The sequence below is a fragment of the Isoptericola sp. NPDC057559 genome (assembly GCF_042801555.1).
Lineage (GTDB): Bacteria > Actinomycetota > Actinomycetes > Actinomycetales > Cellulomonadaceae > Isoptericola.
The window spans coordinates 15,948-32,441 of the sequence record NZ_JBHVFQ010000022.1 but is presented as its reverse complement, the minus strand read 5'-3'; the positions used below and the strand labels follow the sequence as shown (position 1 = coordinate 32,441).

Annotated in this window: 11 protein-coding genes; 6 read left to right on the top strand and 5 right to left on the bottom strand. The window is 71.9% G+C overall.

The genetic code is table 11. The features are described from left to right. Window positions 1–98: 98 nt before the first annotated feature. From ACFU5J_RS17210 to ACFU5J_RS17195, 4 genes are all read left to right on the top strand, one after another. The gene (locus ACFU5J_RS17210; protein WP_430575273.1) at window positions 99–1,082 is read left to right on the top strand and encodes an ABC transporter permease; all 984 of its coding nucleotides are present in this window, start codon (window positions 99–101) and stop codon (window positions 1,080–1,082) included. 1 nt (window position 1,083) lies between these two features. Then, window positions 1,084–2,019: an ABC transporter permease gene (locus tag ACFU5J_RS17205; protein WP_430575272.1), complete on the top strand. Its 936-nt coding sequence runs from the start codon at window positions 1,084–1,086 to the stop codon at window positions 2,017–2,019. Continuing rightward, the gene (locus ACFU5J_RS17200; RefSeq protein ID WP_430575271.1) at window positions 2,016–4,070 is read left to right on the top strand and encodes a dipeptide ABC transporter ATP-binding protein; all 2,055 of its coding nucleotides are present in this window, start codon (window positions 2,016–2,018) and stop codon (window positions 4,068–4,070) included. The genes ACFU5J_RS17205 and ACFU5J_RS17200 overlap by 4 nt, the downstream gene beginning before the upstream one ends. Window positions 4,071–4,140: 70 nt before the next feature. Then, window positions 4,141–5,868: an ABC transporter family substrate-binding protein gene (locus ACFU5J_RS17195; RefSeq protein ID WP_430575270.1), complete on the top strand. Its 1,728-nt coding sequence runs from the start codon at window positions 4,141–4,143 to the stop codon at window positions 5,866–5,868. A gap of 97 nt (window positions 5,869–5,965) precedes the next feature. Here ACFU5J_RS17195 and ACFU5J_RS17190 read toward each other — a convergent pair whose 3' ends face one another. Further along, on the bottom strand, window positions 5,966–9,295 hold the full coding sequence (locus ACFU5J_RS17190; RefSeq protein WP_430579543.1) for an SNF2-related protein: 3,330 nt from the start codon (window positions 9,293–9,295) through the stop codon (window positions 5,966–5,968). Window positions 9,296–9,408: 113 nt separating this feature from the next. Next, window positions 9,409–10,734: a histidinol dehydrogenase gene (gene hisD / locus ACFU5J_RS17185; RefSeq protein ID WP_430579542.1), complete on the bottom strand. Its 1,326-nt coding sequence runs from the start codon at window positions 10,732–10,734 to the stop codon at window positions 9,409–9,411. A gap of 58 nt (window positions 10,735–10,792) precedes the next feature. On the opposite strand from hisD, the gene ACFU5J_RS17180 reads away from it, so the two are divergent. Next, window positions 10,793–11,020 (top strand): RNA-binding S4 domain-containing protein, encoded by a 228-nt coding sequence (locus ACFU5J_RS17180; RefSeq protein WP_380316390.1) that lies wholly within the window; start codon window positions 10,793–10,795, stop codon window positions 11,018–11,020. 29 nt (window positions 11,021–11,049) lie between these two features. On the opposite strand, the gene ACFU5J_RS17175 is transcribed toward ACFU5J_RS17180, so the two are convergent. Further along, window positions 11,050–11,454, bottom strand: coding sequence for a pyridoxamine 5'-phosphate oxidase family protein (locus tag ACFU5J_RS17175; RefSeq protein ID WP_430575267.1), 405 nt, complete (start codon window positions 11,452–11,454; stop codon window positions 11,050–11,052). An 87-nt stretch (window positions 11,455–11,541) separates the two neighbouring features. Here ACFU5J_RS17175 and ACFU5J_RS17170 point away from each other — a divergent pair, with 87 nt between their 5' ends. Next, the gene (locus ACFU5J_RS17170) at window positions 11,542–12,327 is read left to right on the top strand and encodes a DUF899 family protein (RefSeq protein ID WP_430579541.1); all 786 of its coding nucleotides are present in this window, start codon (window positions 11,542–11,544) and stop codon (window positions 12,325–12,327) included. 44 nt (window positions 12,328–12,371) lie between these two features. On the opposite strand, the gene ACFU5J_RS17165 is transcribed toward ACFU5J_RS17170, so the two are convergent. Further along, window positions 12,372–12,887 (bottom strand): NUDIX domain-containing protein, encoded by a 516-nt coding sequence (locus ACFU5J_RS17165; protein WP_430579540.1) that lies wholly within the window; start codon window positions 12,885–12,887, stop codon window positions 12,372–12,374. Then, window positions 12,884–16,438: a DNA polymerase III subunit alpha gene (gene dnaE / locus ACFU5J_RS17160; RefSeq protein ID WP_430579539.1), complete on the bottom strand. Its 3,555-nt coding sequence runs from the start codon at window positions 16,436–16,438 to the stop codon at window positions 12,884–12,886. The genes ACFU5J_RS17165 and dnaE overlap by 4 nt, the downstream gene beginning before the upstream one ends. Window positions 16,439–16,494 lie beyond the last annotated feature (56 nt).

Below are 16,494 nucleotides of genomic sequence, written 5' to 3'. Positions count from 1 at the left end.
ACGATCCGAGTCCGCGCCGTCCAGATGTGTCGGAGGCCACTCCGGACGCCTGTAATCTCACGGCACCGCCATCGTCCCTGAAGAAAGCCCCTCCGACATTGACCCGATATCTGCTGCGCCGCACCACAGGCTGGTTGCTCATGGTCGTGGCCGTCACGAACCTGACGTACTTCCTCGCCTGGGCCTACCTCGACCCCCGGAGCAACTACGTGGGGAGGCGGCCCCCGCTCAGCGAGGAGCAGATCCACAACCTGCTCGAGCCGCGCAACCTGGACGACCAGACGCCGCTCCTCGTGCGGTGGTGGAACTGGTTCAGCGGAATCCTCTTCCACTGGGACTGGGGCGTCAGCCCCACGGGTCAGTCGGTCAACGAGCAGGTCTCGTACCGCATGTGGGTGTCGGCTGAGCTGATGCTCGGCGCCACGATCCTCCTCACCCTCATCGGGATCGCGCTGGGCGTCTACAGCGCCTCGCGCCAGTACCGCGTCGGTGACCGGATCGCCCAGGGCACGTCGATCATCACGATGAACATCCCGATCGTCGTGGCGGCGCTCGGCCTGGTGCTGCTCGCGATCGCCTTCAACGGCGCCGTCGGCACCACGGTCTTCTACGTCACCGGATCATCGAGTCCCGGGGTGAGCGGGTTCTTCCCCACCCTGGTCGACACGATCCAGCACCTGACGTTGCCCACGCTGGCCCTGATCATCGTCGGCTACGCGCAGTACCACTTCCTGCAGCGCTCCCTGCTGCTCGACAACATCAAGTCCGACTACGTGCGCATGGCGCGGGCCAAGGGCCTGACCAAGCAGCAGGCGATCCGCAAGCACGCGCTGCGCACGTCGCTGATCCCCGTCACCACCCAGGTCGCGTTCTCGATCCCCGGCATCTTCACCGGCGCCGTGCTGACCGAGTCGATCTTCGCCTGGAAGGGCATGGGGCAGTACTTCATCGACACGATCTCCAAGAACGACATCAACGGTGTGGTCGCGGTCGCGGCGTTCGGCGCGGTCATGACCGCGATCGGCGCGATCCTGGCGGACATCGCCGTCGTCGCCCTCGACCCCCGAGTGCGGGTGAGCTGACATGGCAACCGATCCCTCCATGGTCGACCCTCTGGCCGAGGCCGAGACCGTGCCCCCCGTCGCCGAGACCGGCGAGCGCAAGCGCCTGTCGAAGTGGCGGCTGTACAGCCGCCGGTTCGCGCGCAACCGTCCCGCCCTCGTGGGCGTGGTCATCTTCGTGCTGCTGGTGCTGTTCGCCCTGTTCGGCTCGCTGTTCCAGAAGTACGACCACGTCGAGCTCGACTTCCTCGCGCTGTCCGACCCGCCCAGCCCCGAGCACTGGTTCGGCACCAACAACGCGGGCAACGACCTCTACGCGATGGTCGTCGTGGGCCTGCAGCGCTCGCTGCTCATCGCCGTCGTGGTCGCCACGGGCACGACGGTCCTGTCCGCCGTCATCGGCACCGCGGCCGCCTACTTCGGGGGCCGCATCGAGCGGGTCGCGCTGTTCATCATCCACTTCCTGATGGTGGCGCCCACGTTCCTGCTGCTCGCCATGATGTCGAACGACTCCGGCGGCGACTGGAAGGTCATCGCGCTCGTCCTGATCCTGGTCAGCTGGTTCTTCCAGGCCCGCACGATCTGGACGCTGTCCCTGTCGCTGCGCGAGCGGGAGTACGTCCACGCCGCCCGGTACATGGGCGTCCCCGGTCTGCGGATCGTGATGCGCCACCTGATCCCGAACATCGGGTCGCTGCTCGTCATCAACTTCACGCTCGGCGTCGTCGGCGCGGTCATGGCCGAGACCGGCCTGTCCTTCCTCGGCTTCGGCGTCAAGCTGCCCGACGTGTCGCTCGGGTCCCTCATCGGCATCGGCGCCTCGAGCATCTCGAGCGCCCCGTGGATGTTCTACTTCCCGGCCGCCGCCCTGACCCTGCTGACCGTCTCGATGGCGCTCGTCGCCGACGGCCTGCGCGACGCCCTCGATCCCACCTCCGCTGCGGGAGGCCGCGCATGACCACCCCTGTTCTCTCCGTCCGCGACCTCACCGTCTCCTTCCCGTCCGAGGCGGGGCGCGTCGACGCCGTCCGCGGCGTCTCCTTCGACGTCGCCGAGGGGCGCACCCTCGGGATCGTCGGCGAGTCCGGCTCCGGCAAGTCCGTCACGTCGCTCGCCGTCATGGGCCTGCTGGACGACAACGCCCGCATCGGCGGCTCGGTGATGTTCGAGGGCCAGGAGCTGCTCGGCAAGAGCGACTCCCAGATGTCCAAGATCCGCGGCAACGGCATCGCGATGATCTTCCAGGACCCCCTGACGTCGCTGACGCCGGTGTTCACCGTCGGCGACCAGCTGGTCGAGGCCCTGACGATCCACAACGCCCGCATGTCGCGCCGCGCGGCCTGGGACCGGGCCGTGGAGCTGCTGCGCCTCGTCGGGATCCCCCGGCCGCAGGAGCGCGTGAAGTCGTTCCCGCACGAGTTCTCGGGCGGCATGCGCCAGCGCGTGGTCATCGCCATCGCGATGGCGAACAACCCGAAGCTGATCATCGCGGACGAGCCGACCACCGCCCTCGACGTGACGATCCAGGCGCAGATCCTGGACCTCATCAAGACGGCCCAGCACGAGACCGGCGCCGCGGTCATGATGATCACGCACGACATGGGCGTGGTCGCCAACATCGCGGACGACGTGGTCGTGATGTACGCCGGCCGCGCCATCGAGCAGGCCCCCGTCGAGACGCTGTTCGCGGACACGCGCATGCCGTACTCGATCGGCCTCCTCGGCGCGATCCCCCGCGTGGACAAGTCCGTGAAGCAGCCGCTCGTGCCCATCAAGGGCAGCCCGCCGCTGCTGGTCGACCTCCCGGACGCCTGCCCCTTCGCGGCGCGCTGCCCGATCGTCACCGACGCCTGCCGCACCGCCGAGCCGGAGCTCCTCGCCGTGGCCGGGCAGCCGGACCACCGCGCCGCCTGCATCCGCGCGGAGGAGATCCGTGCCGGCCGCATCGACGACAGCCCGGTGTACCCGGTCCCAGAGATCCCCGCGTCGACGCTCGAGGAGGTGCCGCGCGACCTGCGCAAGCCCACCCTCGAGGTCGAGAACCTCACGAAGTCGTTCCCGCTCCTCAAGGGCTCCTTCCGCAAGAAGAAGGTCGGCGAGGTGCACGCCGTCAAGGGCGTCAGCTTCGACATCCGCGAGGGCGAGACGATGGCGATCGTCGGCGAGTCCGGGTCGGGCAAGACCACCACGCTGCTCCAGATCATGGACTTCGCCGCGCAGGACGACGGCGACATCCGGATCGTCGGCACCAGCGTCTCCGACATCAAGGGCGGGCGCGAGGAGCGGCAGCTGCGTCGCGACGTCCAGATCGTCTTCCAGGACCCGGTCGGCTCGCTCGACCCGCGCATGACCGTCTTCGACGTCATCGCCGAGCCGCTGCGCACCGTCGGCACCCCGCACGCCGAGGTCGGCCCCCGGGTGGACGAGCTCATGGGCCTGGTCGGGCTCGACCCCGCCCACAGCGACCGCTTCCCCGCGGCGTTCTCCGGCGGCCAGCGGCAGCGCATCGGCATCGCGCGCGCCCTGGCGACCAACCCGAAGCTGGTCGTGCTCGACGAGCCGGTGTCCGCGCTCGACGTCTCCGTCCAGGCCGGCGTGATCAACCTGCTCGACGAGCTCAAGGTCCGCCTCGGGCTGTCGTACCTCTTCGTCGCGCACGACCTGTCCGTCGTGCGGCACATCGCGGACCGCGTCGCCGTGATGTACCTCGGCAGCTTCGTCGAGCACGGCGAGGTCGACGCGGTGTTCGACGACCCCCAGCACCCGTACACGCAGGCGCTCCTGTCGGCGATCCCGGTGCCGGACCCGGTGGTGGAGCGAGGCCGCGAGCACATCGTGCTCAAGGGCGACCTCCCTAGCCCGACGGACACCATCCAGGGCTGCGCCTTCGTCTCGCGGTGCCCGCTCTACCAGACGCTCGACGACCCCGAGCGGGTCGCCTGCGACACGAAGGTGCCCGCACTCAGCGGACGGACGGGCGTCCACGTGAACGCCTGCCACCACCGCTGACCACGCTTCTCCATCCATCCCGCACTCCCAACCATCAAGTCAGCGCCCACGAGGCGCGAAAGGAGCACCCATGAGGCTGCAGAAGAGACTGGCCGGCAGCGTCGCCGTCGCCGGCGTGCTTGCCCTGGCCCTCACCGCCTGCGGCGGTGGCGGCAACGACGGCGGCGGCGACAAGCCGACGGCCGAGGCCCAGACGATCCAGGGCGCGGACTACAACCCGCAGCCCCGCGAGAACCTCGAGCAGGGTGGCGAGGTGACCTTCCCGCTGACGGAGATCACCCCGCAGATGAACCCGAACCACTCCGACGGCTCGGTCGACACCGCGCGGATCTGGGAGTGGTACAACCCGCAGATGATCCTCATGTCCCCGGAGGGCGAGGCGTCGGCGAACCCGAACTACCTGTCCGACTGGACCACCGAGGTCAAGGACGGCAAGACGGTCGTGACCTACACGATCAACCCCAAGGCGGTCTGGAACGACGGCAGCCCGATCACCTGGAAGTCGTACGAGGAGCTCTGGAAGGCCAACCGTTCGACGGAGGAGGGCTACGTCCCCAGCTCCACCGACGGCTACTCGCAGATCGAGTCGGTCGAGCAGGGCGCGGACGAGCGCCAGGCCGTCGTCACCTTCAAGACCGAGTTCCCGTGGACCGACGGCCTGTTCTGGCACATCATGAACCCGGCCGTGAACTCCCCGAAGGCCTTCAACGAGGGCTACATCGAGGACGCGCACGCCGACTGGGGTGCCGGCCCGTACAAGATCGAGGACTTCGACCTCAACGGCGGCGTCATCTCGTTCGTGCCGAACGACAAGTGGTGGGGCGACAAGCCCATGCTCGACAAGGTCACGTTCCGCGTGCTCGAGCCCACCGCGGCGGTCAACGGCTTCCAGAACGGTGAGGTCAACTACGTCGACAACCTGTCGGCGGACAACCTCGAGCAGCTCAAGGACGTCGACAACGCCGAGACGTACCGCGCGCAGCGCACGTCGACCAACCTCCTCGAGCTCAACGCCGAGCGGCCGCAGTTCAAGGACCTCAAGGTCCGCGAGGCGCTCTTCAAGGCCGTGAACCGCGACCAGATCAAGGAGGTCGTCTGGAACGGCCTCAACTACACCGAGCCCGACGCCGGCTCGCTGAACCTGTTCCCGTTCCAGGAGGGCTACGTCGACGCTCTCGCCAACGCGGGCTACAAGTTCGACGTCGAGGGCGCCAACAAGCTGCTCGACGAGGCCGGCTGGACCAAGAACGGCGACGTCCGCGAGAAGGACGGCGAGAAGTTCGAGGGCCGTCTGCCCATCTTCGGCGACGAGCCGATCACCGAGGCCCGCGCCAAGGTCGTCCAGCAGCAGCTCGCCGCGATCGGCTTCAAGCTCGACATCGACAAGCGCCCGGCGAGCGACTTCTCGACCGTCCTGTCCACCAAGGACTGGGACCTGGTCATCCTCGGCTTCTCGTCGAGCGACCCGTACGGCGTGGCGTACATGTGCCAGCTGTACTGCTCGGACTCCGGCCTGAACCTGTCGGCGACCGGCACCAAGGAGATCGACAAGAAGATCGCCGACCAGGTGTCCGCGCTGCCCACGGCCGAGGAGCAGACCGCGGCCGGCATGAAGCTCGAGTCGGAGATCATCTCCGAGACCTGGGGCATCCTGCCGCTGTACAACGGCCCGTGGATCTCCATGGCCACGAAGGGCCTCGCCAACCTCACGCCCGAGACCTACACCGGTCTCGACCTCTTCGGCCTGCAGCCGGTGGAGAACGTGGGTTGGGAGAAGGGCACCAACCCCGCGAAGTGAGGCCCGTCGGCTGAGCCGACGCCTCTCGCACGGAGAGCCCCCGGTCCCGGTGGTCACGACCACCGGGACCGGGGGCTCTCCTGTGCCCGCACATGCCCTACGGCTCGAGCAGCCCCCGGACGTCGTCGGCCGCGAGCGCTCCCGCGAAGGCGCCGGACGCGTCGTCGAGGACGGCGTCGAACAGGGCCGCCTTGCGCCGGGCCAGCGCCATCACCTTCTCCTCGATGGTGTCCTGGGCCACGAGGCGCGTGACCACGACGTGCCGGGTCTGCCCGATGCGGTGCGTGCGGTCGACGGCCTGGGCCTCGGCGGCGGGGTTCCACCAGGGGTCCAGCAGGTAGACGTAGTCCGCCTCGGTGAGGTTGAGGCCCACCCCGCCCGCCTTGAGGCTGACGAGGAACACGGGTTGGTCGCCCTCCTTCCAGCCGCGGATCACGTCCGCGCGGCGGCGGGTGGCGCCGTCGAGGTAGGCGACGGGCAGCCCGGCCTCGGCGCAGCGCGTCTCCACGCGGCGCAGGAACGACGTGAACTGGGAGAACACCAGGGCACGATGTCCCTCGGCGGCGATCTCGACCAGCTCGTCGGTCACCACGTCCAGCTTGGCCGATCCGACCCCGGCGTACGCGTCGTCGACGAGGGAGGCGTCGAGCGCCAGGCGCCGGAGCGTGGTCAGCGAGCGGAAGATGGCCACGCGGTTCGCCTCGAAGTCCTCCAGCAGCCCGAGCAGCCGCTGCCGCTCGCGCTGGAGATGGGTGTCGTACACCTTGCGGTGGTCCGCGGTGAGCGGCACCCGCAGCACGCGCTCCTGGCGCTCGGGCAGCTCGGGGGCCACCTGATCCTTGGTCCGGCGCAGCACGAGCGGGCGGATCCGGCGCTTGAGCCGCGCGAGCGCCCGGTTGCCGGCCGCCACCACCTGCGGGTCGTCGTCGGTGGCGGCGGCGTCGACGAGGCGGGCCGTCTCCGCGCGGAAGCGGTGCATCGACGGGTAGAGGCCGGGCGCGACGACGGCGAGCAGCGCCCACAGCTCCAGCAGGTTGTTCTCGAGCGGCGTGCCCGTGATCGCGAGCTTGAACGGGGCGTCGAGCAGGCGTGCCGTCTCGTGCGCCCTCGTGCGCGGGTTCTTCGCCACCTGCGCCTCGTCGAGGATCAGCCCGCTCCAGGCGTGGGCGTCGAAGGCGTCGAACTCGAGCCGGAAGACGGCGTAGGACGTGACGACGACGTCCGCGTCCGCCGCGAGCTCCGCCACGCCCGAGCCCAGGGTACGCGCCGTCGCCGGCATCGACGCCACGCGCAGCCCGGGGGTGAAGCGTGCGGCCTCGTCCACCCAGTTCCCCACGACGGACGCCGGCGCCACGACGACGAACGGCGGTGCGTCCGGCGCGGCGGCGCGGGCGTGCGCGAGGAACGTGAGCGCCTCGACCGTCTTGCCCAGCCCCATGTCGTCGGCCAGGATCCCGCCGAGCCCGTGGCTCCACAGGAAGGCCAGCCACTCGAACGCCTCCCGCTGGTAGGGGCGCAGCTCCGCGCGCACCCCCGCCGGCACCGCGGTCGGCTCCGGCACGCTCTGCCCGGCGGCGAACGACCGCAGCCCGGCCAGCGAGCGGCGCCACGCCTCGGCCGCCTCCACGACGTCGGCGACGTCCTCGAGCTCGCCCCACAGGTGCGCGTCGTACCGGCTCACCCGGGCGCGGCCGGGCCGGTCGCTCAGCGCGTTGGCCTCCGCGATGAGGTCCCGCAGCCGACCCAGCACGGGCTGGTCGAGGCGCAGCCACGAGCCGTCGACGAGCAGGAGGCGCTTGTCACCGCGCGCGAGGGCGGTGAACAGGCGGGCGAAGGGCAGCTCCTTGCCGGCCACGGTCACCGCGATGCCGAGGTCGAGCCAGTCGGAGTCGCCCGAGGGGGCGCCGGACACCACCACCCGCGGGGCCGCGTCGAGGTGCAGGTAGTGCGGGACGTCGGAGGACTCGACGCGGACGTCGGCCTCCGCCGCGAGCACGGGGAGCACGCCGTGCGCGAGGTCGAGGGCGTCCAGCCCCCGCAGCTCCGTCCGGGCGGCGAGGTCGAACCGCTCGAAGCCGGGCACGCCGCGCACGGCGGCCTGTGCCTTGGCGCGGATCTCCTCCTCGACGTCCGGCTCGCGCAGGGGGTCCGACGCCGCGCCCTCGAGCGGGACACGGCGCGGCGGCGCGGACGGGGCGAGGTGCGGGGGCGCGGGGTACTCGTAGGCCCACGCGAGCCGTGCGTGCTCGGGGGACGCGAACCCCGCCTCCGCGACGAGCACGGGGCGTGGCGGGTCGGGGAGAGTCACAGACCCGTCCGAGAGCACGCGCACCGCGCGGCGCAGCACCGGGACGTGCTCCGCGAACAGCTCGCCGACGTCGTCGGCCGGCACCTCCACCCGGCCGACGGCCACGAGCTCCCGCGCCGCGTCGGACAACCGCCGCGCCGTGGGCCCGAGCCGCAGCACCGTGCGCTTCCCCTCCGTCTCGACGGCGTACAGCCCCGTGTCGCCGACGGCGCCCAGCGCCGCGCCCTCGGGGGCGTCCGTGCCGTCGAACGCCACCACGGGGTCGAGCCGCACGCCGTCGTCGGCGGCGCCGACCAGGAGCCGCGCCTCGGCTCCCCGCGCCAGGTGGACCTCGTCACGCGAGCCGTGCGCGACCAGGGGGATGTCCAGGTCCGCGGCCTCGGCGAGGAGCGCCCAGAGGCCGCGCCCCCCGGCGGCGAGCGGTCGCCACGCCTGCCGCCCGCGGCCGAAGCCGCCGTCGGCGAGGGCGGAGCCCAGGTCGGCGAACCAGCGGCGCACGGCGGGTGCGGGCGTGGCGCGGACGTCGGCGAAGGCGTAGAGCCCCGTGGCCAGGGCCTCCCAGCTCGCCTCGGGCGCCACCTTCCAGCCCGTGCGGCCGCGCACCACCGGGCGCACGGACAGCTGGGCCGGCAGGTCGCCGAACGCCTCGTCCAGGCGGAAGCGCAGCGCGACGGGCAGGATCCCGCCGCCGGACGCGACCGGCGGCTCCCCCGCCCCGTGCCCCCGGGTCCCTCCGGTCACCGCCGCGAGCCGGCCCCGCCAGCCGGTCGCCGCCACGGGCCCGTCGCCCGCGGAGCCGTCGAGCTCGGCCGCCTCGGCACGGCGTCCCACGTGCAGGAGCGTGGCCGCGACGTGCTTGCACTCCTCGCGGACGGGGCAGGTGCACGACGAGCCGACGTAGGCGTACCGGCCCTCGGCGTCGACCTCGAACGTCACCCGGCACGTGTACGGCTGCGACCCGCTCCCCGCGACCCGCGAGGTCAGGACCAGCCCGTCGGGGTCCCACCGCCACGTCGAGACCATCCCCGAGCGCTCGTACCCCTGGGCGCGCCGGAACGTGGCGGTGCCGACGATGCCTCCCACGACGACGGGGTCGAGGCGGGGCGGCGGGGCGGGCATGCGTCCATGCTCGCACGCGCCTCCGACGCGGCGGGCGGGTCTACGCCCGCCGCTTGGCACACTATTCGTCGCCGGCGATCACGGCCGCGGGCGGCGGGAGGGCGACACCGGCGTCAGAGGAAGCGGCCGCGCACGGCCTCGCCGTGCGCGGGCAGGTCCTCGTCGTCCGCGACGGCGACGATCCGGTCCGCGAGCTCCTCGAGCGCGTCCCGGGTGTACTCGATGACCTGGACCGAGCGCAGGTACGCGTGCACCCCGAGGCCGCTCGAGAAGTGCGCGGAACCCCCGGTGGGCAGGACGTGGTTGCTGCCGGCCATGTAGTCGCCGAGGGACACCGGGGACCAGGGCCCGACGAAGATCGCGCCGGCCGACCGCACCCGCTCCGCGAGCGCGGCGGCGTCCTCCGTCTGGATCTCGAGGTGCTCGGCGCCGTAGGCGTCGACGACCGCGAGACCACGCTCCAGGTCGTCCACCAGCACGACCGCCGACTGCGGGCCGCTCAGCGCCTGCAGCACCCGCGCGGAGTGCTTCGTGGCGCCGACCAGGTCGCTCAGCCGCGCCTCGACCGCGCCGGCCAGCTCCACGGACGGCGTCACGAGGACGGACGCCGCCATCGGGTCGTGCTCGGCCTGGCTGATGAGGTCGAGCGCGACGTGCCCCGGGTCGGCCGTCTCGTCGGCCAGCACGGCGATCTCGGTGGGCCCGGCCTCCGCGTCGATGCCGACCACACCCCGCACGAGCCGCTTGGCGGCCGCGACGTAGACGTTGCCCGGCCCGGTCACGACGTCCACCGGCTCGCACAGCACGGTGCCGTCCTGCGGCTCGGTGCCCGCGGCCCCGTAGGCGAACATCCCCACGGCCTGGGCCCCGCCCACGCCGTACACCTCGTCGACGCCGAGCAGCGCGCATGCGGCGAGGATCGTCGGGTGCGGCAGCCCGCCGGACTCCTTCTGCGGCGGCGACGCGACGGCGAGACCGGGCACGCCGGCCTCCTGCGCCGCGACCACGTTCATGATCACGGACGACGGGTAGACGGCGAGGCCGCCGGGCGCGTAGAGCCCCACCCGCTGGACCGGGATCCAGCGCTGGCGGACCACGGCGCCCGGACCGAGCTGCGTCGTGTGCTCCGTGGGCACCTGGGCCGCGTGCACGGCGCGGACGCGGCGGATCGCCTCCTCGAGCCCCGCCCGCACCTGCGGGTCGAGCTGCTCCAGGGCCTCCGCCAGCGCGGCCGTCGGCACCCGCAGATGCTCCGGCCGCACCCCGTCGAACTGCTCGGCCAGGTCGCGCAGCGCGGCGGCGCCCCGGGTCCGGACGTCGGCGAGGATCGGGGCGACGGCGGCGGTCGCCTGGTCCACCCCGATCTCGGGGCGCGGCAGCACCCCGAGCAGCTCGGTGCGGGACAGCTCCTGCCCGCGGAGGTCGATGCGTCGGATCACCGGGCCAGTCTATGCAGCGCAGGTCGGGATCCGGGGCCGGTTGCCGGAGAATGGACGCATGAGCGCCGCCACCGACGTCCCCATCCGCGACGACATGATCCGCCTCGGGCAGTTCCTCAAGCTCGCCGGCCTCGCCGAGTCCGGCACCCACGCCCGCGACCTCGTGGCGGACGGCGAGGTGCAGGTCAACGGCGACGTCGAGACGCGACGGGGCCGCCAGCTCGTGCGCGGCGACCGTGTCACCGTCTCCCTCCCCGAGGGCGACGAGTCCGTCGTCGTCGCCTGACGAGGCGCTCCCGCGGCCCGCGACGACGCTCAGGCCATGTAGGTCGACGCCATCGCGCGGTCCGGGGTGAGGCGCAGCACCACGCGGTCCGGGTCGTGCTCGAGCGGCCGGTACCGCTTCGTGTACCGCGCCACCGCGTCGGCCACCTCCGCGGGATCCTCGCTCACCTCGAGCGTGCCCTCGAGCGTGAGCCACCGGCCCCCGTCCACCTGGCACAGCGCGGCCCGCGGGCGCGAGCCGTCCGCGGCCGACCGGCGGGCGTTCGCGACCTTGACGGACGTGCGACGCGCGGTGGTGCGGGCCACCCCGGCGTCGGCGTCCCAGGTGAAGGCGACGGGCACGACGTGCGGGCTGCCGTCGGCGCGGAGCGTGGTCAGGGTGGCGAGATGGCGCTCGGTGACGAACACGAGCTGCTCGGGGTTGAGGCGGAACACGCCACGAGCCTACGGCGGACGCCGATGAGTCCGGGACGGGCCGCCGGTCTCATCCGCGACCGGTCTGCCCTGCCGAGGAGCCACGCCATGCCCTCCGAGCCCACCCCCGCCAGCCGCCCCGCGCCGTCCCCCGCCCCGGGCGGCGCGCCGGTGCCCGCCGCCGTCGACCGCGCCAGGTGGCTGCGCGAGCGCTCGACGCTCCGCGACCGCGAGAAGGCCCACACCCGCGAGGGCGACGCGATCGCCGCCGCGCGCCGCCGTCTGCCGATGACGGAGGTCGACGCCGGCGCCGTCCTCGTCGGGCCCCACGGGCCGACGCCGCTCCTCGAGGTCTTCGAGGGCCGCGACCAGCTCGTCGCGTACAAGCACATGTGGCACGCCGGGCAGCCGGTCGAGGGCCAGTGCGAGGGGTGCACCGCGAGCATCTGGAGCGTCCAGGACGCCGCCTACCTCCACCATCGCGGGGCCACGTTCGCCGTCTTCTGCGAGGGCCCGTGGGAGGAGGTGGCACCGTACGTCGCGTTCATGGGCTACGAGGTCCCGTGGTACTCGATGCAGGGGGTGACGGACGAGGCGGTCGGCGGCGGGCTCAGCGACGACCGCGGCCTCATCTCCTGCTACCTGCGCGTCGGCGACCGGGTCTTCCTCACGAACGAGACGACGCACCGCGGGGTCGAGGCGATCATGGCGCAGGCGCAGCTGCTCGACATGACCGTCTACGGGCGCCAGGAGCGGTGGGAGGACTCCCCCGCCGGCTGGCCGCAGCACCCCACCGCGACCTGGTGGAAGGACCGCGGCCGCCCCGTCCCGCAGTGGGCCCGGCCCGGCGCCGCGCCGTACGACCCGCACGCGGCGCACGGGCACCACCACTGAGGGGCGCTCCCGCAGGCGGCGGCGTCAGCGCCCGTCGCCGCCCGTCAGAACCCGTCGGAGAGGATCGGCGGCACCCGGGTGCCGTGCCTGCCCTCGTCGTGCAGGGCGCGCAGCACGGTCAGCTCGTGCGGCACCACCGGGTCGGGCAGCGTCACGAACGGGAACCACCGCAGGTCCGCGACCTTGCCCGGCTCCCGGATCTCCGGGCTGCCCGACCACCGGGTGGCGGTGAAGAAGAAGTCGACCCGCTGCTCCAGGGCCGGCCCGCCGGGCTGCCCGCGATGCATCGTCGTGACGGGGACCAGGTCCGCGGCGTCGACGACGACGCCGAGCTCCTCCCGGGCCTCCCGCACGGCCGCCTCCTGCACGGACTCCCCCGCCTCGACGTGCCCGGCCGCCGCGGCGGCCCAGTGCCCGTCCATGAAGCCCGTGCCCTGGCGCAGCTGCAGCAGGACCTGCCCCTCCCGGCGCAGGTACAGGTAGGCCGCGGGCACCACCCGGAAGCGGTGGTCGGCGGAGCCGTCGTCCCAGCCCGCCGTCGCGGGAGCGGACCCGGTCACGAGAGGCACGCCGGGCCGAGGAGAGCCTTCAGGTCGCCGAACAGCGCGGGCGACTTCTCCACCCGCAGCGTGTCGGCGGCCCGGACGATCGTGCGCTTGCCCGGCTCCGCGACGCTCACGTGCACCTCCGCCGAGCCCGGGTGCGAGGCGAGCACCTCGCGCAGCCGCGCCATGACCGGCTCGACGCACCGCGTGTGCGGCACGGTCACCAGGACGGGCGCGTCGGCCACGGCGGACGTGTCGGGCAGCGACACCTCCATGGCCTGCAGCTGCATCTGGTCGTCGCGGCGCCGCACGCGACCGCGCAGCGTGACCACCTGGTCCTCCGCGAGGATCGTCGAGTAGGCCAGGTACGTCTCGCCGAAGAACATCACCTCGACGCCGCCCTCGAGGTCCTCGACCGTGACCGCGGCCCACGGGTTGCCGTTCTTGCTCATCTTGCGCTGCACGCTGGTGAGCAGGCCGGCCACCGTGACGGTGGACCCGTCCGGGCGACCCTCGTCGGCCATCAGGGCGGCGATCGAGGTGTCCGCCGCGCGCGCGAGCACGTGCTCCAGCCCGGACAGCGGGTGGTCGGACACGTACAGGCCGAGCATCTCCCGCTCGAACGCGAGCCGCTGCTTCTTGTCCCAGTCCGGCAGGTCCGGGACGTCGACGGCGAACGTCATCGCCGCGTCGTCGTCCGCGCCGCCGAAGCCGGCGAAGAGGTCGAACTGGCCCTCCGCCTCCTTGCGCTTGACCGAGATGACCGAGTCCACCGCCTGCTCGTGCACCACGAGCAGCGCACGTCGCGGGTGCCCGAGCGAGTCGAACGCGCCCGCCTTGATGAGCGACTCGATGGTCCGCTTGTTGCAGACGACGGCGGGCACCTTGTCGAGGAAGTCCGTGAACGAGGTGAAGGCGCCCTTCTCCTCGCGGGCGGCGATGATCGCGTCCACCACGTTGGCGCCGACGTTGCGGATCGCCGTGAGGCCGAACCGGATGTCCTTCCCCACGGCGGTGAACTTGGCCGCGGAGTCGTTGACGTCGGGCGGCAGCACCGTGATGTGCATGCGACGGCACTCGCCCAGGTAGAGCGCCATCTTGTCCTTGTCGTCCCGCACGCTCTGGAGCAGGCCGGCCATGTACTCGGTCGGGTAGTTCGCCTTGAGGTAGGCCGTCCAGTAGGAGACCACGCCGTAGCCGGCGGAGTGCGCCTTGTTGAACGCGTACCCGGCGAACGGGACGAGCACGTCCCACACCGCCTGGATCGCCGCGTCGGAGTAGCCGCGCTCCCGGCAGCCCGCCTGGAACGGGACGAACTCCTTGTCGAGGATCTCCTTCTTCTTCTTGCCCATCGCGCGGCGCAGCAGGTCGGCCTGGCCGAGCGAGTAGCCGGCGAGGATCTGCGCGGCGCGCTGCACCTGCTCCTGGTAGACGATGAGGCCGTAGGTCTCGCCGAGCACCTCCGCGAGCGGCTCCTCCAGCTCGGGGTGGATCGGCTCGATCTTCTGCATGCCGTTCTTGCGCAGCGCGTAGTTGATGTGCGAGTTCATGCCCATCGGCCCCGGCCGGTACAGGGCGATGACGGCGGAGACGTCCTCGAAGTTGTCGGGCCGCATCTGGCGCAGCAGCGAGCGCATCGCGCCGCCGTCGAGCTGGAACACGCCGAGCGTGTCGCCGCGGGCCAGCAGGTCGTAGGTGGGCTTGTCGTCGAGCTCGACCGTCTCGATCGCCACCGGGTCCTTGCCGTTCATCACGATGTTCTCGAGCGCGTCGTCGAGGATCGTGAGGTTGCGCAGGCCCAGGAAGTCCATCTTGATGAGGCCGAGGCCCTCGGACGTCGGGTAGTCGAACTGCGTGATGACCGCGCCGTCCTGCGGGCGCCGCATGATCGGGATGATGTCGATCAGCGGGTGGCTGGACATGATGACGCCCGCGGCGTGCACGCCCCACTGACGCTTCAGGCCCTCGATGCCGCGCGCCGTCTCGACGACGCGCTGCGCCTCGGGGTCGGCGTCGTGCACGGCGCGGAACTCGGCGGCCTCGGCGTACCGCTCGTGCTTCGGGTCGAAGATCCCGGACAGCGGGATGTCCTTGCCCATCACGGCCGGCGGCATCGCCTTGGTGAGCTTCTCCCCCATCGCGAAGGGGAAGCCCAGCACGCGGGACCCGTCCTTGAGCGCCTGCTTCGCCTTGATCGAGCCGTAGGTGACGATCATGGCCACGCGGTCGTCGCCGTACTTCTCGGTGACGTACCGGATGACCTCGGCGCGCCGGCGCTCGTCGAAGTCCACGTCGACGTCGGGCATCGAGATGCGCTCCGGGTTGAGGAAGCGCTCGAAGATCAGGCCGTGCTTGAGCGGGTCGAGCTCCGTGATGCCCATGACGTAGGACACCATCGAGCCCGCCGCCGAGCCACGGCCCGGCCCCACGCGGATGCCCTGGTCCTTGGCCCAGTTGATGAAGTCGGCCACCACGAGGAAGTACCCCGGGAAGCCCATCTGGATGATGACCTCGACCTCGTAGTTCGCCTGCTTGCGGACGTCGTCGCCGATGCCGTCCGGGTAGCGGCGGCGCAGGCCCGCCTCGACCTCCTTGACGAACCAGCTGACCTCGTCCTCCCCCTCGGGCACGGGGAACCGCGGCATGTAGTTCGCCTTGGTGTCGAACGAGACGTCGCAGCGCTCCGCGATGAGCAGCGTGTTGTCGACCGCCTCCGGGTGCTCGGAGAACAGCCGGCGCATCTCCGCGCCCGAGCGCACGTAGAACGTGTCGCCGCTGAACGCGAACCGGCTGCCGCCCTGGTCGTAGGTCGGCTCGTCGAGCGTCGACCCCGAGTTCACCGCGAGCAGGACCTCGTGGGAGTGCGCGTCCTCCTGCTTCGTGTAGTGCAGGTCGTTCGTGGCCACCAGCGGCGCGTCGATCGTCTCCGCCAGCCGCAGCAGGTCCTTCGTCACCCGGGACTCGATGTCGATCCCGTGGTCCATCAGCTCGACGAAGAAGTTCTCCTTGCCCAGGATGTCCTGCAGCTCGCCCGCAGCCCGCACGGCCTCGTCCCACTGGCCCAGCCGCAGGCGCGTCTGCACCTCGCCCGACGGGCAGCCGGAGGTGCCCATGAGGCCCTTGCCGTAGGTCTCGAGCAGCTCCCGGTCCATGCGCGGCCACTTGCCCATCTGGCCGTCCAGGGACGCGAGCGACGACGCGCGGAAGAGGTTGTGCATCCCCTCGTTGTCCCGCGCCCACAGGGTCATGTGCGTGTACGCGCCGCCCGCGGAGACGTCGTCGCGCCGCTGGTGCTGCTCGCCCCACAGCACCTTGGTGCGGTCCTTGCGGCTGGTGCCGGGCGTGACGTAGGCCTCGACGCCGATGATCGGCTTCACGCCGTACTTCTGCGCGGTGCTCCAGAAGTCGAAGGCGCCGAACAGGTAGCCGTGGTCGGTGATCGCGATGGCCTTCTGGCCCAGGCGCTGCACCTCGCTGAACAGCTCGTTCATCCGCGCCGCGCCGTCGAGCATCGAGTACTCGGTGTGGACGTGCAGATGGACGAAGTCGTCAGTCTCGGCCGGCATGTCGACGAGTCTAGGAGGCGCCACCGACGCCCCCGGACGCACGCGCCGAGAGCCGC